Origin of the sequence: Solwaraspora sp. WMMD937, assembly GCF_029581175.1 — a bacterium.
Lineage (GTDB): Bacteria > Actinomycetota > Actinomycetes > Mycobacteriales > Micromonosporaceae > Micromonospora_E.
This window is the reverse complement of record NZ_CP120738.1, coordinates 121052-146690: the sequence shown is the minus strand read 5'-3', so window position 1 is coordinate 146690 and position 25639 is coordinate 121052. Positions and strand designations below refer to the sequence as shown.

The 25639-nt window shown below is 69.1% G+C and carries 20 protein-coding genes and 1 pseudogene; 16 read left to right on the top strand and 5 right to left on the bottom strand.

Going from position 1 to position 25639, the window contains the following annotated elements:
* Nucleotides 1–39: 39 nt before the first annotated feature.
* From glmU to O7621_RS00650, 7 genes are all read left to right on the top strand, one after another.
* Nucleotides 40–1587 carry a bifunctional UDP-N-acetylglucosamine diphosphorylase/glucosamine-1-phosphate N-acetyltransferase GlmU gene (gene glmU, locus O7621_RS00680; protein ID WP_348775275.1) on the top strand — a complete coding sequence of 516 codons (1548 nt, stop codon included), beginning with the start codon at nt 40–42 and terminating at the stop codon, nt 1585–1587.
* A gap of 64 nt (nt 1588–1651) precedes the next feature.
* Nucleotides 1652–2632, top strand: a complete 981-nt coding sequence (locus tag O7621_RS00675; protein ID WP_282232264.1) for a ribose-phosphate diphosphokinase — start codon at nt 1652–1654, stop codon at nt 2630–2632.
* 325 nt (nt 2633–2957) lie between these two features.
* On the top strand, nt 2958–3584 hold the full coding sequence (locus O7621_RS00670; protein ID WP_282232263.1) for a 50S ribosomal protein L25/general stress protein Ctc: 627 nt from the start codon (nt 2958–2960) through the stop codon (nt 3582–3584).
* A 75-nt stretch (nt 3585–3659) separates the two neighbouring features.
* Nucleotides 3660–4247, top strand: a complete 588-nt coding sequence (pth, locus tag O7621_RS00665) for an aminoacyl-tRNA hydrolase (RefSeq protein ID WP_282232262.1) — start codon at nt 3660–3662, stop codon at nt 4245–4247.
* A 114-nt stretch (nt 4248–4361) separates the two neighbouring features.
* Nucleotides 4362–5204 (top strand): 3'(2'),5'-bisphosphate nucleotidase CysQ, encoded by an 843-nt coding sequence (locus tag O7621_RS00660; RefSeq protein ID WP_282232261.1) that lies wholly within the window; start codon nt 4362–4364, stop codon nt 5202–5204.
* A gap of 84 nt (nt 5205–5288) precedes the next feature.
* Complete coding sequence (gene cysD / locus O7621_RS00655) at nt 5289–6200, top strand: sulfate adenylyltransferase subunit CysD (RefSeq protein ID WP_278171461.1); 912 nt, start codon at nt 5289–5291, stop codon at nt 6198–6200.
* Nucleotides 6200–7489, top strand: coding sequence for a GTP-binding protein (locus O7621_RS00650; RefSeq protein WP_282232260.1), 1290 nt, complete (start codon nt 6200–6202; stop codon nt 7487–7489). The genes cysD and O7621_RS00650 overlap by 1 nt, the downstream gene beginning before the upstream one ends.
* A 75-nt stretch (nt 7490–7564) precedes the next feature.
* Here the strand turns inward: O7621_RS00650 and O7621_RS00645 are convergent, their stop codons facing one another.
* Entirely contained in the window at nt 7565–8134 is a 570-nt protein-coding gene (locus O7621_RS00645; protein ID WP_282232259.1) for a hypothetical protein, read from the bottom strand.
* A 23-nt stretch (nt 8135–8157) separates the two neighbouring features.
* On the bottom strand, nt 8158–9327 hold the full coding sequence (gene galK / locus O7621_RS00640; RefSeq protein WP_282234801.1) for a galactokinase: 1170 nt from the start codon (nt 9325–9327) through the stop codon (nt 8158–8160).
* 225 nt (nt 9328–9552) lie between these two features.
* Here galK and trpS point away from each other — a divergent pair, with 225 nt between their 5' ends.
* The 4 genes and pseudogenes from trpS to O7621_RS00620 all read left to right on the top strand — a co-directional run bounded on the left by trpS (nt 9553) and on the right by O7621_RS00620 (nt 12595).
* Nucleotides 9553–10578 (top strand): tryptophan--tRNA ligase, encoded by a 1026-nt coding sequence (trpS, locus tag O7621_RS00635; protein WP_282232258.1) that lies wholly within the window; start codon nt 9553–9555, stop codon nt 10576–10578.
* Nucleotides 10579–10580: 2 nt separating this feature from the next.
* On the top strand, nt 10581–11129 hold the full coding sequence (locus O7621_RS00630; RefSeq protein ID WP_282232257.1) for a 2'-5' RNA ligase family protein: 549 nt from the start codon (nt 10581–10583) through the stop codon (nt 11127–11129).
* A gap of 119 nt (nt 11130–11248) precedes the next feature.
* A pseudogene (locus O7621_RS00625) lies at nt 11249–12064 on the top strand (YhjD/YihY/BrkB family envelope integrity protein); the annotation flags it as partial.
* Nucleotides 12065–12175: 111 nt separating this feature from the next.
* Nucleotides 12176–12595 carry a hypothetical protein gene (locus O7621_RS00620; protein WP_282234800.1) on the top strand — a complete coding sequence of 140 codons (420 nt, stop codon included), beginning with the start codon at nt 12176–12178 and terminating at the stop codon, nt 12593–12595.
* A gap of 205 nt (nt 12596–12800) precedes the next feature.
* On the opposite strand, the gene O7621_RS00615 is transcribed toward O7621_RS00620, so the two are convergent.
* Both O7621_RS00615 and O7621_RS00610 read right to left on the bottom strand, forming a co-directional pair.
* Nucleotides 12801–14495 (bottom strand): glycoside hydrolase family 13 protein, encoded by a 1695-nt coding sequence (locus tag O7621_RS00615; protein WP_282234799.1) that lies wholly within the window; start codon nt 14493–14495, stop codon nt 12801–12803.
* 96 nt (nt 14496–14591) lie between these two features.
* The gene (locus tag O7621_RS00610; RefSeq protein ID WP_282232256.1) at nt 14592–15647 is read right to left on the bottom strand and encodes a LacI family DNA-binding transcriptional regulator; all 1056 of its coding nucleotides are present in this window, start codon (nt 15645–15647) and stop codon (nt 14592–14594) included.
* 154 nt (nt 15648–15801) lie between these two features.
* Between O7621_RS00610 and O7621_RS00605 the strand changes: the two genes are divergently transcribed.
* From O7621_RS00605 to O7621_RS00590, 4 genes are all read left to right on the top strand, one after another.
* The gene (locus tag O7621_RS00605) at nt 15802–17058 is read left to right on the top strand and encodes a maltose ABC transporter substrate-binding protein (RefSeq protein WP_282232255.1); all 1257 of its coding nucleotides are present in this window, start codon (nt 15802–15804) and stop codon (nt 17056–17058) included.
* Nucleotides 17058–18680, top strand: a complete 1623-nt coding sequence (locus tag O7621_RS00600) for an ABC transporter permease subunit (RefSeq protein WP_282232254.1) — start codon at nt 17058–17060, stop codon at nt 18678–18680. Before O7621_RS00605 ends, O7621_RS00600 begins: the two co-directional genes overlap by 1 nt.
* A complete protein-coding gene (locus O7621_RS00595) occupies nt 18677–19537 on the top strand; it encodes a sugar ABC transporter permease (protein ID WP_282232253.1) in 861 nt (286 codons plus the stop codon). Before O7621_RS00600 ends, O7621_RS00595 begins: the two co-directional genes overlap by 4 nt.
* 69 nt (nt 19538–19606) lie before the next feature.
* Entirely contained in the window at nt 19607–21448 is a 1842-nt protein-coding gene (locus O7621_RS00590; RefSeq protein ID WP_282234798.1) for a glycoside hydrolase family 13 protein, read from the top strand.
* Between the two features lie 221 nt (nt 21449–21669).
* On the opposite strand, the gene O7621_RS00585 is transcribed toward O7621_RS00590, so the two are convergent.
* On the bottom strand, nt 21670–22866 hold the full coding sequence (locus O7621_RS00585; protein ID WP_282232252.1) for a hypothetical protein: 1197 nt from the start codon (nt 22864–22866) through the stop codon (nt 21670–21672).
* Nucleotides 22867–23546: 680 nt separating this feature from the next.
* Here O7621_RS00585 and O7621_RS00580 point away from each other — a divergent pair.
* Nucleotides 23547–25637 (top strand): hypothetical protein, encoded by a 2091-nt coding sequence (locus tag O7621_RS00580; RefSeq protein ID WP_282232251.1) that lies wholly within the window; start codon nt 23547–23549, stop codon nt 25635–25637.
* The last annotated feature ends 2 nt before the right edge of the window (nt 25638–25639 follow it).

Genomic DNA, 25639 nt, shown 5'->3' with positions numbered 1-25639 from the left:
CAAGTAGAACGTGCCGCCGCCCTGACGGGAGCATTTCTCGTGATCCAGCCCCGGTCCCGTACCGTGGTCGTCCTCGCTGCCGGCGAAGGCAAGCGGATGAAATCGGCGCTACCCAAGGTGCTGCACCCGCTGCTCGGCCGGACCCTGGTCGGGCACGTGCTCACCGCAGCCACGGCCGCCGCCGCCGAACGCACCCTGGTCGTCGTCGGACACCGCGCCGAGCAGGTCACCGCCCACCTGTCGGAGATCGCCCCGGCGGCCGTACCGGTGCTGCAGGCCGAGCAGCACGGCACCGGGCACGCGGTCCGGCTGGCGATGGCGGCCGCACCCGACGCCACCGGCACCGTCGTGGTGCTCAACGGCGACGTACCGCTGCTGCGTCCGGAGACGGTCGCCGAGCTGATCGAGGCACACGAGTCGGCCGGGGCGGCGGCGACCGTACTGACCGCCGAGGTCGCCGACCCGACCGGTCTGGGCCGGATCGTCCGTGACCCGGCCGGCGGCCTGGAGCGCATCGTGGAGGAGCGCGACGCCAGCCCGGAGCAGCGCCGGATCCGCGAGATCAACGCCGGGATCTACGCCTTCGACGCGGCCGGGCTGCGCGACGCTCTCGGCAAGCTCACCACCGACAACGACCAGGGCGAGGAGTACCTGACCGACGCCGTCGGCCTGCTCGCCGCCGCCGGAGCGCCGGTCGGCGTGCACGTCGCCACCGACGTGACCGAGACCCTGGGCTGCAACGACCGGGTGGAGCTGGCCCGGCTGCGCCGGCTGCTCGCCGACCGGGTCAACGAGGGCTGGATGCGCGCCGGGGTGAGCATCCTCGACCCGGCCACCACCTGGATCGACGTGACGGTGCACCTGGAACGCGACGCCGTCGTCGAGCAGAACACCCAGCTGTACGGCACCAGCACGGTCGGTGCCGAGGCCACTGTCGGGCCGGACGTCACGCTGATCGACACCGCCGTCGGCGCGGGAGCGACCGTGCTCCGGTCACACGCCGTGCAGGCCCGGATCGGCGCCGGCGCGAGCGTCGGCCCGTACGCCTATCTGCGCCCGGACGCCCACCTGGACGAGCGGGCCAAGGTCGGCACCTTCGTCGAGGTGAAGAAGTCGCAGATCGGCGCGGGCGCCAAGGTGCCGCATCTGAGCTACGTCGGGGACGCCACGATCGGCGCCCGGGCCAACATCGGTGCGGCGACGATCTTCGTCAACTACGACGGGGTGCACAAGAGCCACACCACGGTGGGGGAGTCCGCCTTCGTCGGCTGCGACAGCAGCCTGATCGCCCCGGTCGAGATCGGCGCCGGTGCCTATGTCGGGGCAGGCAGCGTGGTGAACCGGGACGTGCCGCCCGGCGCGCTCGCCGTCACCCGGGCCCAGCAGCGCACGGTCGACGGCTGGGTGCGGTCCCGCCGGCCGGGCACCGCCGCCGCGGCGGCCGCCGAACGCGCCACGGCCGGTACGGTCAGTGCCGGGAACAGGCCGGCCGATGCCGGGAACGGGCAGGTCGGGGCTGGTAACGGTGAAGCGGCCCACCATCACGGTGCCACTGACCCGGTTCCGGGAGATACTGCGACTGACTAGTCCAGCGGCGTACGGCCCAGCCAGGTCGGCGTCCGCAACCACCCTGACGGGAGCAGACGTCTCGATGGGCAGCATCGTCGCCGAGAACCGCAAGAGCCTGATGCTTTTCACCGGCCGGGGTTTCCCCGAGCTCGCCGAGGAGATCGGTGAAGTGCTCGGCATCGCACCCACCCCGGCCGACTCGTACGAGTTCTCCAACGGTGAGATCTTCGTCCGGTTCAAGGAGTCGGTCCGCGGCTCGGACGCGTTCGTCGTCCAGTCGGTCACCCACGGCGTCAACCGCTGGGTGATGGAGACCCTGATCATGATCGACGCACTGAAGCGTGGTTCGGCCAAACGGATCACCGTGGTGCTGCCGTTCTACCCGTACTCGCGTCAGGACAAGAAGCACCGCGGCCGGGAGCCGATCTCCGCCCGGCTGATCGCCGACCTGCTGCGCACCGCCGGCGCGGACCGGATCCTCACCGTCGATCTGCACACCGCACAGATCCAGGGCTTCTTCGACGGCCCGGTCGACCACCTCTTCGCGATGGACATCCTGGCCGGCTACGTCGAGAGCCGGTTCGCCGGGCGGCCGATGACCGTGGTCGCGCCGGACTCGGGCCGGGTCCGGGTGGCCGAGCGCTGGACCGACCGGCTCGGTGGCTGCCCGCTGGCCTTCATCCACAAGACCCGGGACCCGCTCAAGCCGAACCAGGTAGTGGCGAACCGGGTGGTCGGCGACGTCGAGGGCCGGGTCTGCCTGATCGTCGACGACATGATCGACACCGGTGGGACGATCACCAAGGCGGCGGAGATCCTCTACGACGCGGGTGCGTCGGACATCGCGGTCGCGGCCACCCACGCGTTGCTGTCCGACCCGGCCACCGAGCGGTTGAAGAACAGCCGGATCAGCGAGGTGGTGGTGACGAACACCCTGCCGCTGCCGGCGGAGAAACAATTGGACAAGCTCACCGTGCTGTCCATCGCGCCGCTGCTGGCCCGGGCGATCCGCGAAGTCTTCGACGACGGCTCGGTGACGACGCTGTTCGGCGGGCTGAGCTAATCTACGGCCCGCGCTCGCGCGGGCTGAGCTGATTTACGGCCCGCGCTCGCGCGGGAAGATCCGCCCGCACAAGGGGTACTGCCTGAACCAGTTCACCAGCCTCGGGTAGACTGGTGCGGTTGCCACGGCGAGGGTGCCCTGCGGGCCGCTGCTGACGAAGCGCTGCCGCCCGGAAGCACCGTGATCGACGCGGTGCTCCGGGCACTGCCCAGTTGGACGAGCGCCCAGCGTGCCCCTTCGCCCGGCACCGCCGACATCGCGTCCGTCTCTCCGGAGCCGGATCAGGTTCCCCCGCACGCACTGCCGAAACTCCAGGAGTACTCCCGTGTCCGAGGTAAAGATCAGCGCCGAGCCCCGCACCGAGTTCGGTAAGGGTGGTGCCCGCCGTACCCGCCGGGCCGGCAAGGTGCCCGCCGTGCTGTACGGCCACGGCGAGAAGCCCAAGCACATCGCGCTGCCCGCCCGTGAGTTCGCCGCCGCGATCCGGCACGGCGGCGCCAACCAGTTGTTCGCCATCGAGATCACCGACGGCACCCAGGCGTTGGCGTTGACCAAGGCGATTCAGCGTGACCCGGTCAAGGACACCTTCGAGCACGTCGACCTGCTGCTGGTCCGCCGGGGCGAGAAGGTCACCGTGGACATCTCGGTGCAGCTGGTCGGTGAGCCGGCCAAGGGCACCCTGGTGATGCACGAGCACGACACGCTGTCGGTCAGCGCCGAGGCGACCCGGGTGCCGGAGTCGCTGGAAGTGTCGATCGAGGGCCTGGAGGCCGGCTCGCACGTCACCGCCGGCGACGTTCAGCTGCCGGGCGGGGTCGAGCTGACCGGCGACCCGGCGACCGTGCTCGTGGTGGTCTCCGCTGCGCCGACCGCCGCCCAGCTCGGCGAGGAGACCGGCGAGGAGGCAGCCGAGGAGCCCGTCGCCGAAAGTGCCGCCGAGCAGCCGGTCTGACCCGCCGTTCGACGATCCGGGCGTCCCGCTGCCGGCCCTGCCGCGGCGGTGACGCCTTGATCCGTTTCAGGAGGTGTGGTGGAGACGGCACCGTGGCTGGTTGTGGGGCTGGGCAACCCGGGCCGGGAGTACGCCCGTAACCGGCACAACGTCGGGTTCATGGTCGCGGACCTGCTCGCCGGCCGGCTCGGTGTCCGGTTGAGCCGGCACCGGCGGGCGACGGCCGAGTCCGGCGAGGGTCGGCTCGGCCTGGGCGGGCCGAAGCTGGTGCTGGCGAAGCCGCTGACGTACATGAACCTTTCCGGTGGCCCGGTGGCCGCGTTGGCGAAGTTCTACAAGGTGCCGGTCGAGCAGATCGTCACGGTGCACGACGAGCTGGACATCGACTACGGTCGACTGCGGGTGAAGCAGGGCGGTGGAGAGGGCGGCCACAACGGGTTGCGCTCCATGTCCCGGTCGCTCGGCAGCAAGGATTACCTGCGGGTCAGGTTCGGGATCGGGCGTCCGCCCGGTCGGCAGGATCCAGCAGATTATGTTTTGTCAGATTTCTCGACAACTGAACGCAAGGAACTCGACTTTCTCGTCGATCGGGCCGCTGACCTGGTGGAAGCGGTGGTCGTCCGAGGGCTCGAGTGGGCCCAGAACACGTACCACAGCACCTGAGAGGCGGCTGTGGCGTTACGTCTGGGACAGCTGGATCGTGAACCGGGCAGAACACCGCCCGTGGATTCCGGGTGGACGGCCCGGTTTCCGCCGGGCAGGTAGGAGAGGAGCCAGATGAGCACGCCGCCGGTAACCGATGCCGCATTCGCCCGATGGCTCGCCGGGCGCGCCGGCGAGTCGCTGCTGCGGGTCCGTGAGGAGCTGGGGTACGCCGACCCGACCGCGCTCAAGGCGGCCGGTGACAAGGTCTCCCACGACCTGCTCCGTACCGAACTGGCCCGCTGGCGGCCGGCGGACGCGGTGCTGTCGGAGGAGGACGACGGCGCCCGCCAGGCGCTGCCGGACCCGGACGCCGAGACATCGACGGACGCCGGGCCGTCCCGGCTCACCGCCGACCGGGTATGGATCATCGACCCGCTCGACGGCACCCGGGAGTTCTCCGAGGAGGGCCGCGCCGACTGGGCGGTGCACGTGGCGCTCTGGTCACGCAGCGGCTCCACCCCGCACCGGCTGGTCGCCGGCGCGGTGGGACTGCCCGCCCAGCACCGCACGATCAGCACCGAGCACCCGCCGCCGTACCCGCCGATGCCGGCGGCGGCGTCGGCTGGCGGCGCGATCCGGCTGGCCGCCAGCCGCAGCCGGCCACCGGCCTTCGTCACCGCGCTCGCCGAGCAGCTCGGTGCCGAGCTGGTGCCGATGGGCTCGGCCGGCGCCAAGATCGCCGCGGTGATCGCCGGCGACGCCGACGCCTACGTGCACGCTGGCGGCCAGTACGAATGGGACTCGGCCGCGCCGGTCGCCGTGGCGACCGCCACCGGTCTGCACGCTTCCCGGATCGACGGAACCGCGCTGCAGTACAACGAGGCCAACCCGCGGCTGCCAGATCTGGTGGTCTGCCGACGAGATCTTGCCAGCAAACTGCTCGCAGCGTTGCGGCAGCATCTGCAGGTATCCTGACCCCCTATCTCCAGCTTGCCAACCGGAAAGGTCTGGTATTCGGATGACCAAGCTTCGGATGACCCACAACCAGGGGTGGGTGTGATGACCAACGCGACCGCGTACCGCGTCTCCCACCTCGACGCGCTGGAGGCGGAGAGCATCTTCGTCATGCGCGAGGTCGTCGCCGAGCTGGAGCGGCCGGTGCTGCTCTTCTCCGGCGGCAAGGACTCGATCGTCATGCTGCGCCTGGCGCAGAAGGCGTTCGCCCCGGCCCGGATCCCGTTCCCGGTGATGCACGTCGACACCGGGCACAACTTCCAGGAGGTGCTCGACTACCGGGACCGCCGGGTCGACGAACTCGGCCTGCAACTGGTCGTCGCCAGCGTGCCGGAAGCCCTGGAATCGGGGCTGGTCCGCGAGTCGCCGGACGGGATGCGCAACCGCATCCAGACCCCGGTGCTGCTGGCCGCGGTCGAGAAGTACCGGTTCGACGCCCTGTTCGGCGGGGCCCGCCGGGACGAGGAGAAGGCCCGCGCCAAGGAGCGGGTCTTCTCGTTCCGCGACGAGTTCGGCCAGTGGGACCCGAAGAATCAGCGCCCCGAGCTGTGGTCGCTGTACAACGGCCGGCACCATCCCGGCGAGTCGATCCGGGTCTTCCCGCTGTCCAACTGGACCGAATTGGACGTCTGGCACTACATCGCCCGGGAGCGGATCGAGCTGCCGCCGATCTACTTCGCCCACGAGCGCGAGGTGATCGAGCGCGACGGCATGCTCTACGCCGTCAACGAGTTCATCCAGCCCCGCTCCGGCGAGACGCCGTTCATCGAGCAGGTGCGCTACCGCACCGTCGGCGACGCCTCCTGCACGGCGGCGGTCCGCTCCCCGGCGGACACCGTCGAGAAGGTGATCGACGAGGTCGCCGCGACCCGGGTCACCGAGCGCGGGGCCACCCGGGGCGACGACCGGGTCAGTGAGGCCGCCATGGAGGACCGCAAGCGGGAGGGCTACTTCTGATGACGGTGACGGCTGACGCCCCCACCACCCGGGCCATGGACCTGCTGCGGTTCGCCACCGCCGGCAGCGTCGACGACGGCAAGTCGACCCTGATCGGTCGGCTGCTCTACGACACCAAGTCGCTCTTCACCGACCAGCTGGAAGCGGTCGAAGCGGTCAGCGCGGCCCGGGGTGACGAGTACACCAACCTGGCGCTGCTCACCGACGGCCTGCGCGCCGAACGGGAGCAGGGCATCACCATCGACGTGGCGTACCGCTACTTCGCCACGCCGCGGCGGAAGTTCATCATCGCCGACACCCCCGGGCACATCCAGTACACCCGCAACATGGTCACCGGTGCCTCCACCGCCGATCTGGCGCTGATCCTGGTCGACGCCCGCAAGGGTCTGGTCGAGCAGTCCCGCCGACACGCGTTCCTCTGCTCGTTGCTGCGGGTGCCGCACCTGGTGCTCTGCGTCAACAAGATGGACCTGGTCGACTGGGACCAGTCGGTCTACGAGACGATCGCCGACGAGTTCACCACCTTCGCCGCCAAGCTCGAGGTGCCCGACCTGTCGGTCATCCCGATCTCGGCGTTGAACGGCGACAACATCGCCACCCGCTCCGAGCGCAGCCCCTGGTACGAAGGCCCGTCGCTGCTGCACCACCTGGAGCACGTGCACATCGCCTCCGACCGCAACCTGGTCGACGTGCGGTTCCCGGTGCAGTACGTGATCCGGCCGCAGTCGACCACCGTCACCGACTACCGGGGCTACGCCGGCCAGGTCGCCTCCGGGGTGCTCAAGCCCGGCGACGAGGTGATGGTGCTGCCCTCCGGGCTGACCAGCACGATCGCCAGCATCGAGACGGCCGACGGCCCGGTCGACGAGGCGTTCCCGCCGATGTCGGTGACCGTGCGGCTCACCGACGAGCTGGACATCTCCCGGGGCGACCTGATCTGCCGGCCGCACAACGCGCCCACTCCGGCCCAGGACGTCGAGGCGATGATCTGCTGGATGGACGAGACGCGGCCGCTGCAGGTGGGCGGCAAGTACGCCATCAAGCACACCACCCGCGGCGCCCGCGCCGTGGTCCGTGGCGTGCAGTACCGGCTGGACGTCAACACGTTGCACCGCGACGAGTCGGCCAGCCAGCTCGGCCTCAACGACATCGGTCGGGTCACCTTCCGGACCACGGTCCCGCTGCTCACCGACGAGTACCGGCGCAACCGGACCACCGGCGGGTTCATCCTGATCGACGAGTCGACGAACCGGACCGCCGCCGCCGGCATGATCATCGAAGCCGGCTGATCCTGGGCTGACGGGTCGGGTCCGCTGTCACCGGCGGGCCCGACCCTGCGGCTGAGTCACCAGCGCCGGCTGAGTTCACCAGCGTCCGTAGACCGGGGCCCGGCCGGCGGCCAGCGCGCCGAGCGCCGCCACGATCTGGGTGCTGCCGCAGTCCAGCAGCATGGTCGGCACCATCAGCCGGGCACCCGGCGGCACCGCCGGGTGCGGCGTCTGCGCGTCGATGAAGATCAAATCCTCGATCCCGGTCCGGCGGACCTGCACCGCCGACACCGCGTCCCACGGCAGCCAGACCGGGTTGGCGCGGAAACTGCCGTTCGCCACCCAGACCCCGGTCCGGTCGGCGGCCAGCACCGGGCCACGGCCGGTGAACCGGCCGTGCCACATGGTCACCGTCGCGGCCAGCAACCCGCCGAGCAGCAGCACCGGCAGGCCGGCCAGCGCCATCGTCGCCGGTCGGCCGACCGCCGCCTCCCTCGCGACCAGGTACGCCACCCCGCCGAGCAGCCCACCGGCCAGCAACCAGCAGACGGCGGCCAGCCCGCCGGCCCAGATCAGGAACCGGCGTCCGTCGATCCGGACCAGGAACGGGATGTCCTCCGCCGGCCGGTCGGTCATCTCCTGCACCACGGGCACCTCCGCCGCCACTGGTCTAATGTGTCGCGGCGAGGTTAGTGGATCCGTTCGGCTCCCGCGCAGGGCAGGGCGGTGAAGAACGTCGGTGGCGGGAAACCGTGGTTGGCGTACGCCGCGCCCACTGTGGCCGCGACCCGGTCGGCGGCGTCTGCATCGACCAGCGCCAACACGCAACCACCGAAGCCGCCGCCGGTCATCCGGGCACCGTACGCGCCGCCGGCCAGCGCTGCGGTCACCGCGACGTCCACCTCCGGGACGGTGATCTCGAAGTCGTCACGCATCGACGCGTGCGAGGCGGTCAGCAGCGGACCGATCTCCCGGATCCGGCCGGACCGCAGCAGCGCCACCGTCTCGCGGACCCGGTGGTTCTCGGTGACCACGTGCCGGACCCGGCGGCGCGTCGGGTCGTCCGGCAGCCGGTCCAGGGCGGCCGGCAGGCCGTCGGCCGGCACGTCACGCAGCGCCGGCACGCCGAGCAGCCCGGCCGCCCGCTCGCAGGCGGCCCGGCGGGCGGCGTACTCGCCGGAGACGTGCCGGTGCGGGGCCCGGGTGTCGATCACCAGGACGGCCAGCCCGGCTTCGGCCAGGTCGAACGGGACGTGCTCGACGTCGAGCGACCGGCAGTCCAGGAACAGTGCGTGCCCGGCCCGGCAGCGGATCGACGCCGACTGGTCCATGATCCCGCAGGGCACGCCGGCGTAGCCGTTCTCCGCCCGCTGGGCCAGCGCCGGCCGCCGGTCCACCGGCAGCCGGTCGGTGCCGATGCCGCCGAGGTCGGCCAGGGCGGTCAGCACCGCAGCCTCCAGCGCCGCCGACGACGACAGGCCGGCACCGAGTGGTACGTCGGACGCGATCGCCAACCGGGCGGCCGGGACGGCGTACCCGGCGTCGCGCAGCGCCCACACCACCCCGGCGACGTAGCCGCCCCAGCCGTCGACCGCGCCGGGCCGGTCCGCTTCGGCGACGCCGAACGCGATCTCCTCGCCGGACTGCTCCGACCAGACGGTCCAGCCGGGCTCTGCCTCTCCGGCTGCCTTTGCCGGGCCGGCCGCGACGACGGTGCGGTGCGGCAGGGCGAACGGCAGCACGAAGCCGTCGTTGTAGTCGGTGTGCTCGCCGATCAGGTTGACCCGCCCGGGTGCCGCCCACACGCCGGCCGGCGGTACGCCGTACCGCTGCTGGAAGCCGTCGTGGGCGCGGCGGATGACCGGCCCCGCGTCGCTGCCGTGCGCGCCGCCGTCGGCTACCGGGAGTGTCACTGTGTCGATGTCCCTTCACGCCGCCGGTCGTCCGGGGAAGATTCCATCACACCCGGCCAGGAATCAACAGTGGTGACGGATGAATCAAACAGAGTCGAACATTGCCGACCGGCGGCGGCCGGTCGGATACCGGCGAGACATCGATCCACCGGTGCTGTCAGAATTGTCGACATGTCCGAGCCCGCCTCCCGCCCCCGGGTGCTCTCCGGCATCCAGCCCACCGCCGACTCGTTCCACCTCGGCAACTACCTCGGCGCGGTGCGCAACTGGGTGGCGATGCAGGACAGCCACGACACCTTCTACTGCGTGGTCGACCTGCACGCGATCACCGCCGGCCACGACCCGCAGGTGCTGCGCCAGCGGACCCGGGTGGCCGCCGCCCAGCTGCTCGCCGCCGGTCTCGACCCGGGCCGGTGCACCCTGTTCGTCCAGTCCCAGGTGCCGCAGCACGCCCAGCTCGCCTGGGTGATGGGCTGCATCACCGGGTTCGGCGAGGCGAGCCGGATGACCCAGTTCAAGGACAAGTCCGCCAAGCAGGGCGCCGAGCGGGCCAGCGTCGGGCTGTTCACCTACCCGGTGCTGCAGGCCGCCGACATCCTGCTCTACCAGGCCGACGCGGTCCCGGTCGGCGAGGACCAGCGGCAGCACCTGGAGCTCACCCGGGACCTGGCGCAGCGGTTCAACACCCGGTTCGGCGCCACCTTCACCGTGCCGGCCCCGTACATCGTCCGGGACACCGCCAAGATCCTCGACCTGCAGGACCCGACCGCCAAGATGTCCAAGTCGTCGTCCTCCCCGGCCGGCATCATCGACCTGCTGGACGAGCCGGCGAAATCGGCCAAGAAGATCCGCTCGGCGGTCACCGACACCGGCCGCGAGATCATCTACGATCCGGAGAGCAAGCCCGGCATCAGCAACCTGCTCACCATCTACGCCGCGCTCAGCGGCCGGACGCTCGACGAGCTGACCGCCGCGTACCAGGGCAAAGGCTACGGTGACCTGAAGAAGGACCTGGCGGAGGTGGTGGTGGAGTTCGTCCGGCCGATCCAGGAGCGCACCCGCGGCTACCTCGACGACCCGGCCCAGCTGGACAAGATCCTGGCGATCGGCGCCGCCAAGGCCGAGGCGGTGGCGGCCGCGACGCTAGCCGCCGTGTACGACCGAATCGGCTTCCTGGCACCCGCGGGGACTGTCTGACAGTGTCCGTCATCGGCGCGCAACCAGCTCCCGGTCAGGTGCGGATCGGCGTCGCCATCGACATCCCGCAGCCGTGGGGTGAGGAGCTGACCCGCCGCCGGGCCGAGGCCGGCGACCCGGCCGCCGAGTACGTGCCCGCGCACATCACCCTGCTCGGCCCGACCGACATCGTCGAAGATCAGCTGGCCGAGGTGGAGGCGCACCTGGCGGCGGTGGCCGCCGCGCATCCGCCGTACCCGTTGCACCTGCGCGGGACCGGGACGTTCCGGCCGATCACCGAGGTGGTCTTCGTCGCGGTGGCGGCCGGGATCAGCGAGTGCGAGCTGCTGGCCTCGGCGATCGGCACCGCCGACCAGCTCGTCCGGGAGAGCCGGTTCGCGTACCACCCGCACGTGACCGTCGCCCAGGACGTGCCGACCGACGCGATGGACAAGGTGTACGACGACCTCGCCGGCTTCGAGGCACAGTTCGAGGTCGACTCGTTCACGCTCTTCTCGCACAGCGGTGAAGGGCGGTGGCGTCCGCGCCGGGATTTTCCACTCGGCGGCTGACCCGCTCGGCGGCTGACCGCTCGCGGTGCCCGCCCGGCTGACCACCTGACGCTGCCCCGATGCACCAGGATGACGGGGTGAACGTATTCGACCGGGCCTGGTCCGGCACCCAGTGGGCCCTGGACCGGTCCCGGCGGCGGTACCCGCGCCTGAACCACCTCTGGCGGGCGGTCGAACGCTACAACCAGGTGCTGGGCGGGCGGCTGGCCGCCGCGATCGCGTACTACGGGTTCTTCGCCGTCTTCGCCCTCGGTCTGGTCGCGTACTGGGTGTTCGGCGCCCTGGTGGAGGCCAACGCCGAGGTCAGCGCGGCGGTCGCCGACTTCCTGCTGCAGAACCTGCCGTTCCTGGACCTGGCCCAGATCCAGCGCAACAGTGGCCAGGTCGGTGTCGTCGGTCTGGTGCTGCTCGGGCTGACCGGCATCGGCTGGGTGGAGGCGATCCGCTCCTCGCAGCGGTTGGTCTACCGGCTTGACCAGCAGCCCGGCTACTTCGGCGTACGGCAGGTCGTCGACCTGGCCGTACTCGTCGGGGTGTTCCTGCTGATCGGCGTCTCGGTCGGCGCGGTCGACGCGCTGCGGTCGCTGCTGGGTTGGCTGCTCGGCGAGAGCTCGGTCGCCGCGGCCGTCGCTAGCGTGCTGCTCGCCTTCGTGATCAACCTGGTGCTCGCCGCGGCGCTGCTGGTCGCGGTGCCCCGGCTGCGGATGTCCGCCCGGCGGCTGGTCGCCCCGATTGTCGTGGTGGCGTTCGGGCTGACCGTGCTGAACACCGCCGGGCGGTTCTACGTCGGCCGGTTCGAGCGCAATCCGGCGTACACCGTGGTGGCCGGCGCGGTCGGGTTGCTGATCTATCTCTACCTGCTCAACCAGCTGCTGCTGTTCGGCGCGGCGCTGGCCGCGACCAGCCGGCACGGCCGGGTGGTCGACCTGACCGCCCGGCGGACAGTCGGGCGTACGCCCCGCCGGACAGCCGGAACGGCACCGTCAAAAGCAGTAAAAGCCGCAAAAGCCGCCGACGGTCTCCGGTGTACGACGATGATCGGTCAGGTGGGGGCATTAGTCACGCTTGAGCTGCCGGACGACTCACCGGCACACACGATGCCGTGGATCGTCACCTTCGGGCCGCTCGGCGACCAGGACGGCGAGTGGGAACCGGTGGTGTGCGGGCCGTACGAACGGGCGCACGCGCTGGCCCTGGCCGAGACGGTGGTCGCCGACGAGGAGCTGATGGCGGTGGTCGAACCGCTGCTGACCCTGGTCACCGTCGAGGAGATCCGCGGCGAGCTGGCCGCCGCTCAGGCCTCCGCCGACGAAGACGTCGCCGAGTACGACGACTTCGAGGACCTGGTCGGCGGCAACGACGCCGAACCGCAGGAGCGGCACGTCGAGCCGTCGCCGCCGCCGTCACCGGACGAGGTGCGCGCCGGCATGGCCCGCATCGCCAACATGCTGACCGCCGGGAGCTGACCATCAGTGGTGGTGCCCCGGGACCATCCCTGGTCCCGGGGCACCGTCACCACCTTCGCCCCCCACCACAAGGGGTCCTTGCCCAGCCGCCCGGCGGCGCTTCCGGCTCGACGAACGACCGGTGTTTCCTGCTCCGAGCCGTACCCGGCGCCGGGCCGTCGTAAACCTGGCCGCACCCTGCCAGCCGGCCGCGGCGAAACGGGCGTCAGGCCGGCCGGAACCAGGCGGCGGCGTCGACCGGCAGCAGCCGGCCACGGGGCGGTCCGTCCAACGGCGCGCTGGTGATCAGCGGTACGCCGTACCCGTCGACCGGCACCGGCGCACCACTGAGGTTGACCACGCAGATCAGCGCGTGCGCGCCGCCGTCCGCGCCGCCGGCGGCACCGCCGTCCGTGTCGGTCCCGCCGTCGTCACCGCGTCGGAACGCCAGCACGCCCGGCCCGGCCTCCAACCAGGTCAGCCCGGTGCCGTCGCCGGCCGGGGCGTCGCGCAGCGCCGGGTGCTCGGCCCGGATGGCGAGGGCCCGCCGGTACAGCTCCAGCGTCGAGTCCGGGTCGCCGTCCTGGGCCTGTGCGGTCAGCGGCGCCCAGCCGGCCGGGGCCGGCAGCCAGGATTCGACCGAGCCGGCCGGGCCGAAGCCGTACGGCGGGTCCTCACCGCTCCACGGCAGCGGCACCCGGCAGCCGTCGCGGCTATGCCCGGTGCGGCCGAACGCCGGGTCCTGCCGCAGATGGTCGGGCAGGTCGAGGACCTCCGGCAGGCCCAACTCCTCACCCTGGTAGAGGTAGGTGCTGCCGGGCAGGGCGAACATCAGCAGCGCGGCGGCGCGGGCCCGACGCAGCCCGACCTCGCCGTCGCCGTACCGGGTGACGTGCCGCTGCTTGTCGTGGTTGGACAGCACCCAGGTGGTCGGTGCCCCGACGATCGCCGCTTCGGCGAGCGCGGTGTCGATCACCTTGTGGAACGAGTCGGCCGACCAGGTGGCGTCGAGGAAGTCGAAGTTGAACGCCTGGTGCAGCTCGTCCGGGCCGATGTAGCGGGCCAGCCGCTGCGGCGTCTCCGCCCATGCCTCGGCGACGGCCATCCGCCCGCCGGGGTAGCTGTCCAGGATCGGTCGCCAGGCGCGGTAGATGTCGTGCACCTCGTCCTGGTCGAAGTAGGGCAGCCGGCCCTTGCCGAGCAGTTCGATCTGCCGGCGTCCGGTGGTGGCCGAGGTCCAGCCGATGTCCGGCAGCCCGTCGGCCTTGATCATCCCGTGGGCGACGTCGATGCGGAACCCGTCGACGCCCCGGTCCAGCCAGAAGCGCAGGATCTGCTCGAACTCGGCGCGCACCTCGGGGTGGCGCCAGTTGAGGTCGGGTTGGGCCGGGTCGAACAGGTGCAGGTACCACTGGCCGTCGGGCAGCCGGGTCCAGGCCGGCCCGCCGAAGATCGACTCCCAGTCGTTGGGCGGCTCCTCGCCATGCTCGCCCCGGCCGTCGCGGAACATGTACCGGTCACGCTCCGCCGACCCGGGCGCGGCGGCGAGCGCCGCGACGAACCACGGGTGTACGTCGGAGGTGTGGTTCGGCACGATGTCGACGATGATCCGCAGACCGAGCCCGTGCGCGTCGGTGATCATCTCGTCGAAGTCGGTGAGGTCGCCGAACATCGGGTCGACCTCGCGGTAGTCGGCGACGTCGTAGCCGCCGTCGACCATCGGGGAGCGGTAGAACGGGGTCAGCCAGAGCGCGTCGACGCCGAGGTCGCGCAGGTACGGCAGGCGGCTGCGGATGCCCTGCAGGTCACCGATGCCGTCGCCGTCGGAGTCGGCGAAGCTGCGCACGTACACCTGGTAGACGGCGGCGGTGCGCCACCAGTCGTCCCTGGCGGTGCGCGGGTTGGCCTGGGCAGGATCGATCGTCACGGGTTCCCCGTCCTGTCGGTGTGGTGCTGGGCCTGTCATCGAGGATGCCTGCCGGTTCTTGCAAGAGTCAAGCAACCCTTGCGCAAGCTCTCAGCTGGCGGGCGCGGCCGCTGCGGCAGCGAGGTGGGTGACCTGCGGGGCGATGCCGGTGGAGCCACGGGCCACCAGCTCGGGGCGGAACACGTACTCCGAGTTGGGGGCGGCGTGCCCGTTGATCTCGTCGACCAGGGCGCGGACCGCCGCGACCGCCATCGCGATCACCGGCTGGCGCAGCGTGGTCAGCGGCGGATCGGTGAACGCCATCAGCGGCGAGTCGTCGTAGCCGACCACCGACACGTCACCGGGCACCGACAGGCCACGCTGCCGGGCGGCCCGGATCGCGCCGAGCGCCATCAGATCGGATCCGCAGGTGATGCCGGTGACGCCCTTGTCGAGCAGCCGGTTCGCGGCTGCCTTGCCACCCTCCACCCCGAACAGTGAGAGCGCGATCAGCTCGTCGATCTCGGCGTCGCTGGCACCGATCAGCCGGCGCATCGCCGCCCGGAAGCCGGCCAGTTTGCGCTGCACCGGCAGGAACCGGTCCGGGCCGGTGATCAGCCCGATCCGCCGGTGGCCGAGGGCGACCAGATGCTCCACGGCCAGCTCGCCGGCCTCCCGGTCGTCGCAGGAGACGAAGGGCGCTTCGATGCCTTCGGCGTACCCGTTGATCAGCACGATCGGCAGCGGCCGGGCGATCAGCGTGCGGTAGCGCTCGTGGTCGGCGGCGGTGTCGGCGTGCAGGCCGGAGACGAAGACGATGCCGGCGACCTGGCGGTCCAGCAGCATCTCCACGTACTCGTCCTCGGTGACCCCGCCGGGGGTCTGGGTGCACAGCACCGGGGTGTAGCCGGACTGGGCGAGGGCCGACTCGATGGTCTGCGCGAACGCCGGGAAGATCGGGTTGTCCAGCTCCGGCACCACGAGGCCGACCAGGCCGGCGCTGCGTTTGCGCAGCCGGGCCGGGCGTTCGTAGCCGAGGACGTCGAGCGCGGTCAGCACCGCCTGGCGGGTTTCGGCGGCCACCCCGGGGCGGTCGTTGAGCACCCGGGACACCGTGGCCTCGCTGACTTCGGCCTGGCGGGCGATGTCGGACAGTCGTGCGCGCATGGCCTTCACGGTAGCGCACCGGCAAGTTCTTGCGACGAAGCCTGCAAGGCCTTCCATTGATTGCAACGCCTTGCTAACGTCCCGGCAACACGCGACGAAACCTGTGCCGTGAACGCGGCACCGTACCGCAATAACTTCCACGACAGGAGTCCCGATGCGCGTCCGTACCACGTCGGTGGCCGCCGGGCTGGCCGCCGCGCTCGCGCTGGCCGCCGCCGGCTGCGGCAGCAGCGACGGCGAACCCGCCACCACCGACAGCCCCGACGCCGCCACCGGCGGCACCCTGGTCATCTGGGCCGACGACAAGCGCAGCGCCGCCCTCGCCCCGTTCGCCGAGAAGTTCGGCGCCGACAACGGCGTCACCGTCGAGGTCCAGGCGATCTCCAAGGACCAGCAGACCACCTTCGTCACCGCGTCACAGCAGGGCAGCGGCCCGGACGTGATGGTCGGCGCGCACGACTGGATCGGCAACCTGGTGCAGAACGGCGCCATCGAGCCGGTCCAGCTCACCGCCGACCAGACCGCCGGCTTCGCCGACGTCGCCATCAAAGCCGTCACCTTCAACGGCCAGGTCTACGGCGTCCCGTACGCCATGGAGAACGTCGCCCTGATCCGCAACACCGCGCTCGCCCCCGACGTCCCCGCCACGATCGAAGAGCTGGTCGCCACCGGCGAGCAGCTCAAGGCCGACGGCAAGGTCTCGGAGATCCTCTGCCTGCAGGTCGGGCAGAACGGCGACGCCTACCACCTGTACCCGCTCTACACCTCGGCCGGCGGCAGTCTCTTCGGCACCACCGCCGAAGGCGACTACGACCCGACGCAGCTCGGCGTCGGCACGCCCGAGTCGATCGCCGCGTTCGAGAAAATCGCCACTCTCGGCGAGAAGGGCAAAGGCGCGCTGAAGCGCTCCATCACCCCGGAGAACTCGATCGCCACCTTCACCAGCGGCAAATGCGCCTTCCTGGTCTCCGGGCCGTGGGCGATCACCGACGCCAAGGGCGCCGACATCGCGTACGACATCAGCCCGGTCCCCGGCTTCGCTGGTGGCGCGCCCGCGCAGCCGTTCGTCGGCGTGCAGACCTTCTACGTCGCCGCCAAGGGCAAGAACAAGGCCCTCGCTCAGGAGTTCGTCGCCAACTACACCACCCAGACCGACCTGGCCGTCGCCCTGTACGAGGCCGAGCCACGCCCGCCGGCGCTGACCGCCGCCCTCGACCAGGTCGCCGGGGCCGACCCGGATCTGGCGAAGTTCCAGCAGGCCGGGCAGGGCGGTGCGGTGCTGCCGGCGATCCCCGAGATGGCTGCCATCTGGGACCCGTTCGGCAAGGCCGAGGCCGCGATCGTCGGCGGTGCCGACGTGGCGAGCACGATCACCGCCGCCGGCCAGACGATCGCCGAACAGATCACGTAATGCGCGACACCGGACCAACCGGAGCGGGGCCCGCCGAGCAGCGGGCCCCGCGCCCGGGCCGCAGCAGCCGGCTGCGCGCCGACGAGCCGGTCACGGCCGGCGGTCTGCTGGCCAAGGCGCTGCTGCTCGGCCTGGTTGCGGCGATCGCGATCTGGGCGGCGTTCCCGCTGATCGACGCCGAAGCCTGGGTCGGGCTCGGCATCCTGGTCGCCACGACCGCCGGCCTCGGCTACCTCTACCTGGGTCGGCGACACGTGCCGGCGAAGTACCTGATCCCCGGCACCCTGTTCCTGATCGCCTTCCAGATCTTCCCGGTGCTCTACACCGCCTCCACCGCGTTCACCAACTTCGGCGACGGACACCGGGGCAGCAAGACTGAGGCGATCGCGGCCATCCAGGCCACGTCGGTGGTCCAGGTCCCAGGATCCATCGAGTACGCGATGACCGTCGCCACGGTCGGCGACCCGGCCACCGGTGACCTGGTGCTGCTGGTCGTCGACCCGGCCGACGGGGTCGTCTACGCCGGTGACGCCGACGGGTTGACCGAGCTGCCGGCCGGCGACGTCACCGTCACCGACGCCGGCAAAGTGACGTCGGCCGACGGCTACACGCTGCTCAACGCCGGCCAGGCCAGTGCCCGCAGCCAGGAGATCACCGACCTGGCGGTGCCGACCGACGACGGGGCGATCCGCTCCATCGGGCTGTCGAGGGCGTACGAAGGGGTCGCCGTCCGGGCGTACGACGAAGATTGTGACTGTGTCACCGACACCGTGACGGGCACGGTGTGGACGGCCGACGACGACGCCGGCTCGTTCGTCTCCGCCGACGGCGACCGGCTGCTGCAGGGCTGGCGGGTCGGCGTCGGCCTGGACAACTTCACCCGGGTGCTGACCGACCGCAACATCTCCGGGCCGTTCCTCGGCACCCTGGTCTGGAACTTCGCCTTCGCGATCGGCTCCACCGGCGGCACCTTCGTCCTCGGGCTGCTCTGCGCCCTGGCCCTGCACTCCGACCGGGTCCGGGGGCGCAACCTCTACCGGGTGCTGCTGATCCTGCCGTACGCGATGCCGTCGTTCGCGATGCTGCTGGTCTGGCGGGACATGTTCAACACCGACTTCGGGCTGATCAACCAGTTCTTCGGGTTGACTGTGGACTGGTTCGGGCAGGACTGGTCGGCCCGGCTGGCGGTGATCGGCGTACAGCTGTGGCTCGGGTACCCGTACATGTTCCTGGTCGCCACCGGCGCGTTGCAGGCCATCCCGAAGGAGCTGACCGAGGCCAGCTCGATCGACGGCGCGAACCCGTGGCAGGCGTTCCGCCGGGTCACGCTGCCGCTGCTGCTGGTGGCGTTGACGCCGCTGCTGATCGCCTCGTTCGCGTTCAACTTCAACAACTTCAACGCGATCTATCTGACGACCGAGGGTGGGCCGTTCCCGGCGGACAATCCGAGCGTCGGCGCGACGGACCTGCTGATCACCTACACGTACCGGTTGGCGTTCGGCGCGGCCGGCGCCCAGTACGGCTTCGCCGCCGCCATCTCGATCTTCATTTTCACGCTCGTCGCGGTGATCTCCGCGGTCAGCTTCCGGCGCACCCGGCAACAGGAAGAGGTGTACGGATGAAGCAGCGCTCGCTGACCCGCTGGCTGGGTCGGGTCGGCTGGCGGCACCTGGTGGCGCTGCTGGCGGTGGCGTTCTCGCTGTTCCCGATCGTGTTCGTGCTGTCGGCGGCGGTGAACCCGCTGGGCACCCTGTCGTCGACCGACCTGTTCCCGACCGGGGCGTCGGGCAACAACTTCCGGCGGCTGTTCGCCGACACGGCGTTCGGCCGCTGGTTCGGCAACTCGCTGCTGATCGCCGGGCTGGCGTCGTTCGCGTCGGTGTTCCTGTCGTCGCTGGCGGCGTACGCCTTCTCCCGGATGCGGTTCCGCGGCCGGCGGGTCGGGCTGTTGTCGCTGCTGCTGATCCAGATGTTCCCGCAGTTCCTGGCGATCGTGGCGATCTTCCTGATCTTCTCGACGATCACCGACCTGTGGCCGACGATCGGGTTCAACACCCCGTGGGGGCTGATGCTGCTCTACCTCGGTGGCGCGCTCGGGGTGAACACCTGGCTGATGAAAGGCTTCTTCGACACCCTGCCGAGGGAGCTGGACGAGTCGGCCACCATGGACGGGGCGTCGCACGCCCAGGTGTTCTTCCGGATCATGTTGCCGCTGGTGGCGCCGATCCTGGCGGTCACCGGGCTGCTGGCGTTCATCAACACCATCAACGAGTTCCTGATCGCCAACGTCTTCCTCACCAACCCGGAGGCGAAGACGCTGGCGGTCGGCATGTACGGCCTGGTGGCGGGGGAGCGGAACAACAACTTCGGGATCTTCGCCGCCGGCACGCTGCTGACGGCGATCCCGACGGTGCTGGTGTTTCAGCTGCTCAGCCGCTACATCGTTTCCGGTCTCACCTCCGGGTCTGTGAAGGGTTAACTTGTGGGCCAGCTGTTCGAGGCGCACCATGACGGATCGTCGTTGTATGCGCCGGGTGCCGCCGCCGGGGTGAACCTGGGTGATCGGGTGTCGGTCTTCGTCCGGGTGCCGGCGGGTGCGCGGCCGGTCGACAACCTGTGGGTACGCTCCACAGCCGACGGTGAGCCACGCTTCACCGAGGCGGTGGTCGACCGGCAGGATCCGAACGGGGACGTGTGGTGGCGGGGCGAGGTGGAGGCCCGTAACCCGGTCACGCCGTACCGTTTCCTGCTGGCCGGCGGCGACGGCGCTGCCGGCCCGGCCGGGTCTGCTGCTGCCGGCGGCTCTGCTGGTGGCGGGGGTGGGCGGCGCTGGTTGACCGGGGTCGGCGAGGTCGACCACGACGTGCCGGACGCCACCGACTTCCGGCTCGTCACCCACGATGCGCCGCCGGCCTGGGCCGCCGACGCGGTGATCTACCAGATCTTCCCAGACCGGTTCGCCCGGTCGGCTGCCGCTGACGGGCGGGAGGTGCCGGAGTGGGCGATCCCGTGTGACTGGGACACCCCGGTCGTCGGGCGCGGGCCGGAGACGCCGGCCCAGTTCTACGGCGGCGACCTGGACGGCATCCGGGAGCGGCTCGACCACTTGGAGCGGCTCGGCGTCAACACCGTCTACCTGACGCCGATCTTCCCGGCCCGGTCCAATCATCGGTACGACGCCGCCGCGTTCGACCACGTCGACCCGCTGCTCGGCGGCGACGAGGCGTTGGCGCGGCTGTCGGCGGCGGTGCACGCTCGCGGGTGGCGGCTGCTCGGCGACATCACCAGCAACCACACCGGTGATGCCCACCCGTGGTTCACCGACGCCGTGTCGGACGTGTCGTCGCCGGAGCGGGAGCTGTACTACTTCGGCGACGACGGCGACTACGAGTCGTGGCTGGGTGTGAAGTCGCTGCCCAAACTCAACTGGGGCAGCGCTGAGCTGCGGCGACGTTTCGTCGATGGGCCAGCCTCGGTGGCGCGGCGGTGGCTGCTGCCGCCGTACGGGTTGGACGGTTGGCGGATCGACGTGGCCAACATGACCGGCCGGCGCGGGGCCGACGCGCTCACCCTGGAGGTGGCCGCCTTGCTGCGTCGGGCGGTCGCCGAGACGCGGTCGGACGGGCTGATCGTGGCCGAGCATGGGCACGATTTCACCCGTGACCTGGACGCCGATGGTTGGCACGGCACGATGAACTATGCCGGGTTCACCCGGCCGGTGTGGAGCTGGCTGCGGTCATCATCGTTGGAGTTGCCGGACTTCCTCGGCGTACCGGGTGGGGTGCCGGCCCGGTCCGGGTCGGCGGCGTTGGCGACGATGCGGGCCTTCGGGGCGTTGGTGTCGTGGCGGTCGTTGGTGCATTCGTGGCAGCTGCTCGGCTCGCATGATTCGGCCCGGATCCGGACGGTGGTGGGGGACGCGGCGCGGCAGGAGGTGGCGGCCGGGTTGCAGTTCACGTTGCCGGGGACGCCGATGGTGTTCGCCGGGGACGAGTTGGGGTTGCGGGGCGACAATGGGGAGGGTTCGCGGACGCCGATGCCGTGGGACCGGCCAGACTCGTGGGACGGGGCGACGTTCGGGGTGTACCGGGCGTTGGTGGCGTTGCGTCGGGAGGTGCCGGAGCTGCGGCACGGCGGCCTGCGTTGGGTGTACGCCGATGACGACGCCCTGGTCTACTTGCGGGAGTCGCCGTCTGGGGCGGTGTTGGCGTTGGCCCGGCGGGCGTCGGGTGCTCCGGTGCGGTTGACCGGTCTGGTGGCCCCGCCGGACGCTGCTGCTCCGGCCCTGGTCAACCTGTACGGCGGCGCACCACCGCTACGCCCGGCCGCTGACGGCACCCTGACCCTGCCCGCCGCCGGCCCCACCTTCCAACTCTGGCGCCTCCCCTGACGGCTCGCCCGCCCACCGGAACGATCGAGCTGTACGACGCAAGCCACGTCCACGCGGAGTCAGTGGTGGCTGGCGTACAGCTAAGCACGCTACGAGCGGCACCAGCTGGCCGTCGTCACGCGGTGACTCATATCGAGCCGATAGCGGCGTAATGGTCCACGCCGTCAGCTCCGGTGGTCCGTGACCACGGATTCCCAACGCCTTGCGTAAAGGTTGGCTGCTTAGGGCTGACGAGGAAAAGGCTCGCCTAGGGGCCAGGGGTTGCCGAGGCCGAACCAGTCGGCCTGAGCACGCGGCGGGTCGATGAACTCCATCCGACCGTCGGCGCCGAGGATAGCCCGGCGCCACATCGGCAGCGCTTCAACAGCGTGCTCTGGGTCCGGGTGCTCCCAGATCGTGTGCTGCTGGTTGCCGACGAACGCAGGGTGGAGCTGCTTGACAACGAGCACGGCCGACACCCCGCAGTGGTCCCAGTTGCCGCCTGCATACCAGTAGCCGTTGGCATTGCGGACGACGGCATACGATTCGGTCCCATCCGGCGCAGTTGTGATCTGCAACATCTCGTTGCCGTAGAGGGCGTCGCATACGGCGTGATCGTCCAAAGACATGCTGCTCGAGGCGACCGCTACGATGAACGGTGCGCCGAGCGGGCCGTAGGCCGTGCCCTTGTCGCTCAGCGCTCCGAGGATGCCGCCCTCGTCGTTTACCCACGCTGCGTTCCCACCGTAGATCGCCAGCGGCTGGACTCCTTCTCTTCCGCGCACCTCGGAGGGCTTGGGGATGGCCCAAAATTTAATGATCCAGGCCACGTCGTCGCCCTCGGTCTGCTCCTCGTAGAGGTGAGAGGGGAGGTCGTCGCGGCGTCCACCCAGCGTGACTGTGTCGGGGTCCAGTCCGCTGAGCCATCTGTCCAGACAGCCGCGCCGCGGTTTGGCCCGGAGCGGACGAAGCCCTTGCCGCACGACCTCGATCCAGAGGAAAAAGTTGGGGCTGTTCAGTCTGTCGAGTGACTTGTACACCGCGTTGATCCGCTCCGTCGCACCGACAGCGATGTTGCTCGGGGATGCCGACCGCGCTTCGACGTAGATCGACCGTCCGTCCTTCTCAGCCAGGAAGTCTGGTCGGCGAGCCGTCCCTTCCAGCACCGGATGGCACGTCACGGTGTATCCCATCCGAAGCAGGCACTCGTGTAGGTACAACTCGAAGAAGGCCCCGTTGAACTGTCTGTCGTCCTTCGATCTCAACCGGCCCCTGACGTCGGCTTGGGCATCAGGGCTCAGGCGGCTGAACCAATCCTCGATCACGTCACGAACTTGGTCCCAGTACGCCCCTGAGACGCGGTCCAAGAACTTGAACCGCCCATCTCCGTGAGCCGCCGGGGACGGATCGGTCCGAGTGATCGCAGAGAAGATGGTCACCACGACAGCATAGCTCGGCGACGCTTACCGTCCACATGCGACACATTGCTGTACCGATCATCAAGCAGAAGGGTACAAGCTGAGCGAGCATTCCCGTCGCCGGGATGCCGATGGCGACGCCCTGGTCTACCTGTGGGAGTCGCCCTCCGGGTCGGTGTTGGCGTTTGCCCGCCGTGCGTCGGGTGCTCCGGTGCGCCTGTCCGGACTGGTGGCCCCGCCTCCGCTGCTGCTCCGGCACTGGACAACCTGTACGGCGGTGCACCACAACTACGCCCGGAGGCTGACGGCACCCTGACCCTGCCCACAGCCGGCCCCACCTTCCAAGTGTGGCGCCTCCCCTGACGCCTGTACCGACCGCCGGAGCGGGGAACTGCAGTGTGGAACTGTTGGGGTCGCCCGCCGAGCTCTACAGGCGATATCATGCGGCCATGACGTTCAGCCGGCACACGGTGCACCTACCTGTCCAGAATGCCTCGCAGACCCAATTGGTTGGGTGCGGGTCGTGGTGTCGGAATTCTGATCGGCCGGGGCGACGGTAGTGGCTCAACCGACTCTCATCTGACCATCGATGGTCTACGGCTGCCCAACGGTTCAATAATCCATATCTTCGATCTTTACGCTACCCGAATTCGATTGACAAGGTCATGTTGCGAGCTCTGATAGCGCGGTATCAACTTCGCATGATGGGGTGGCTGCTGTTCGCCGTTGGGCTGATCGCTCTAGCAATCGGATTGCCGGCATTCGGGCTTTCGGCAGGTGAAGATTCCGAAGCTTTCAATAGGCAAGTTGGATGGGCGAATATATGGGCCGGGTCGATCGCGGCTGTTGGTCTTCTCCTAATGCTATCTGGGAGAAGCCAAGACCAATCGAGTGAACTTAACCGCCGAGTAATCTCACTCGCGAAAGCTCAGCGCGACTCGCATAGCAAGCAGCTCGCTCAACTCCTTGGTACCGACTCCTTTGAATCCAGGTCCGCCAAGTTAGAATTTGTGGTCGCGGATGCTCGGACCGGCAGGGCGGCACCTCGTGCGCGAACTGCGGGCGACATCAATACGATCGCAGAGTATTACCGGAAGAACACCTCTGGTCGGTTGTTGATACTTGGGGCTGCAGGTGCCGGCAAGAGCGTGCTGGGAATTACCCTGCTACTTGAGTTGATAGGTGACGTTCTTAGTTCCCAGCCTGCGGACGGTGTAGACCTTAGAGTCCCAGTAATCTTCAATCTGACGTCATGGCCGAGGGCAACTGAATTTCGTGACTGGCTAGTTGATGAGATATCAGTGCGGTTTCGCCTAAGTCCAGCTGCTGCCCGTGAGCTTGTGCGAGATAAGCGCATTTTGCCTATACTCGACGGTCTCGATGAGATGGACAACGAGGCAGAGCTGCCGGATCGCGCAGAATGGGCTGTTGGACAGCTGAACGAGTACATTGCGACGGGTTGGCAGGAGCCCCTGGTGGTGATCGGTAGATCTGGAACTCAATACTACTTTCGATTGCGATCAAGATTTCGTAATATGCAGGCTATCTCGATTAAAGCGATCGGGGTGCGGGAAGTTGAAAAATACCTAGCTGAGCACTGCGGTGCCGAGATAATGGGTTCAATAAGAGATGAACTTAGGCGAGAGTCGAGGAGGCAAAGCGATATGTTCTTCGCGGCAGTCTCCACCCCATGGCGGCTCGCCATGACTGTCGGCTACATCAACAGCGGCAACGACCTTCGGAAGCTGCTACCGACGGCAAATGAGAATCGAATGGCATTCTCGGACCGACTTGACTCAGAACTCTACGAGACATTCCTGTCGACACGAATTCGTCTCAGTGGGCGCAATGCGCAACACCAAGAGGATCGAGCCCGGCGCCATTTGGCAATGATAGCGCACTTGCTGAACTCGCCTAAGGACGACGAGAAGTCAAGCGACATCGTGCTACATGATTGGTGGAGGCGATTCGGTTTTAGGGTCCCGGCATGGCAATCTCGGGTGGCCTTCGTCGCTGTTGCGGTTCAATTCAACCTTCCTTTCGACAAGCTACCTGTGGAAGACTACTCACCAGATCCGAATGCTGGTTGGCGCTCATGGGCGATACCATTGGCAAATCTCCTCATGTTAATTACGATAGCTATCGTCACTCCAACTCAAGTGGCCCGGCCAAAAGGGGTGCAAATATCGCGCTTTATGTCAGCGGCAGGATTTACTCGTACGTCTTTAGCGCTAGTGTTTGCCGGGGGATTCGGGTATACCTTTTCCCAGGTAGCTTCGAGTAATGCTTTGGGATTAGCCGGTGGTATGGGCCTCCTCATCTTATTTGCTGCGGCCCTAGGGCGCCGCACTGAGGCCACCAAGGATGCCGCGAGTCCGCACGATCCTATACGTCGAGATTTCATTGCATCCGTGATGTTTGGTCTGGGCATGGGGATATTTATGGGCGCATACATTGCCGACCTCATGGGTCCGATAGCGGGCCTACACTTCGGGTTCGCATACTTCTTGGCTATGACCATTGGTTATGCTTCTGGTCGTTACTTCGTAGCCACCGTTCTGGGTTCGCGAGTTGGTCTCCCCCTTCGATTCTCGTCCTATCTCAAGTGGGCGACCCGCGCAGGGATCCTTCGTGTCTCAGGGATCAGCTATCAGTTTCGCCATCGTGAGCTCATGAAGTATTTGTCTGCAACCGTCCCTCCGCCACCTCCGCTCCCGCTTCCGGGACCATTTGGGATACCGGTTCAGCGGCTACCTACTTGGCTGGGAGGTAAGACTGAAATCAAGCCATAGAT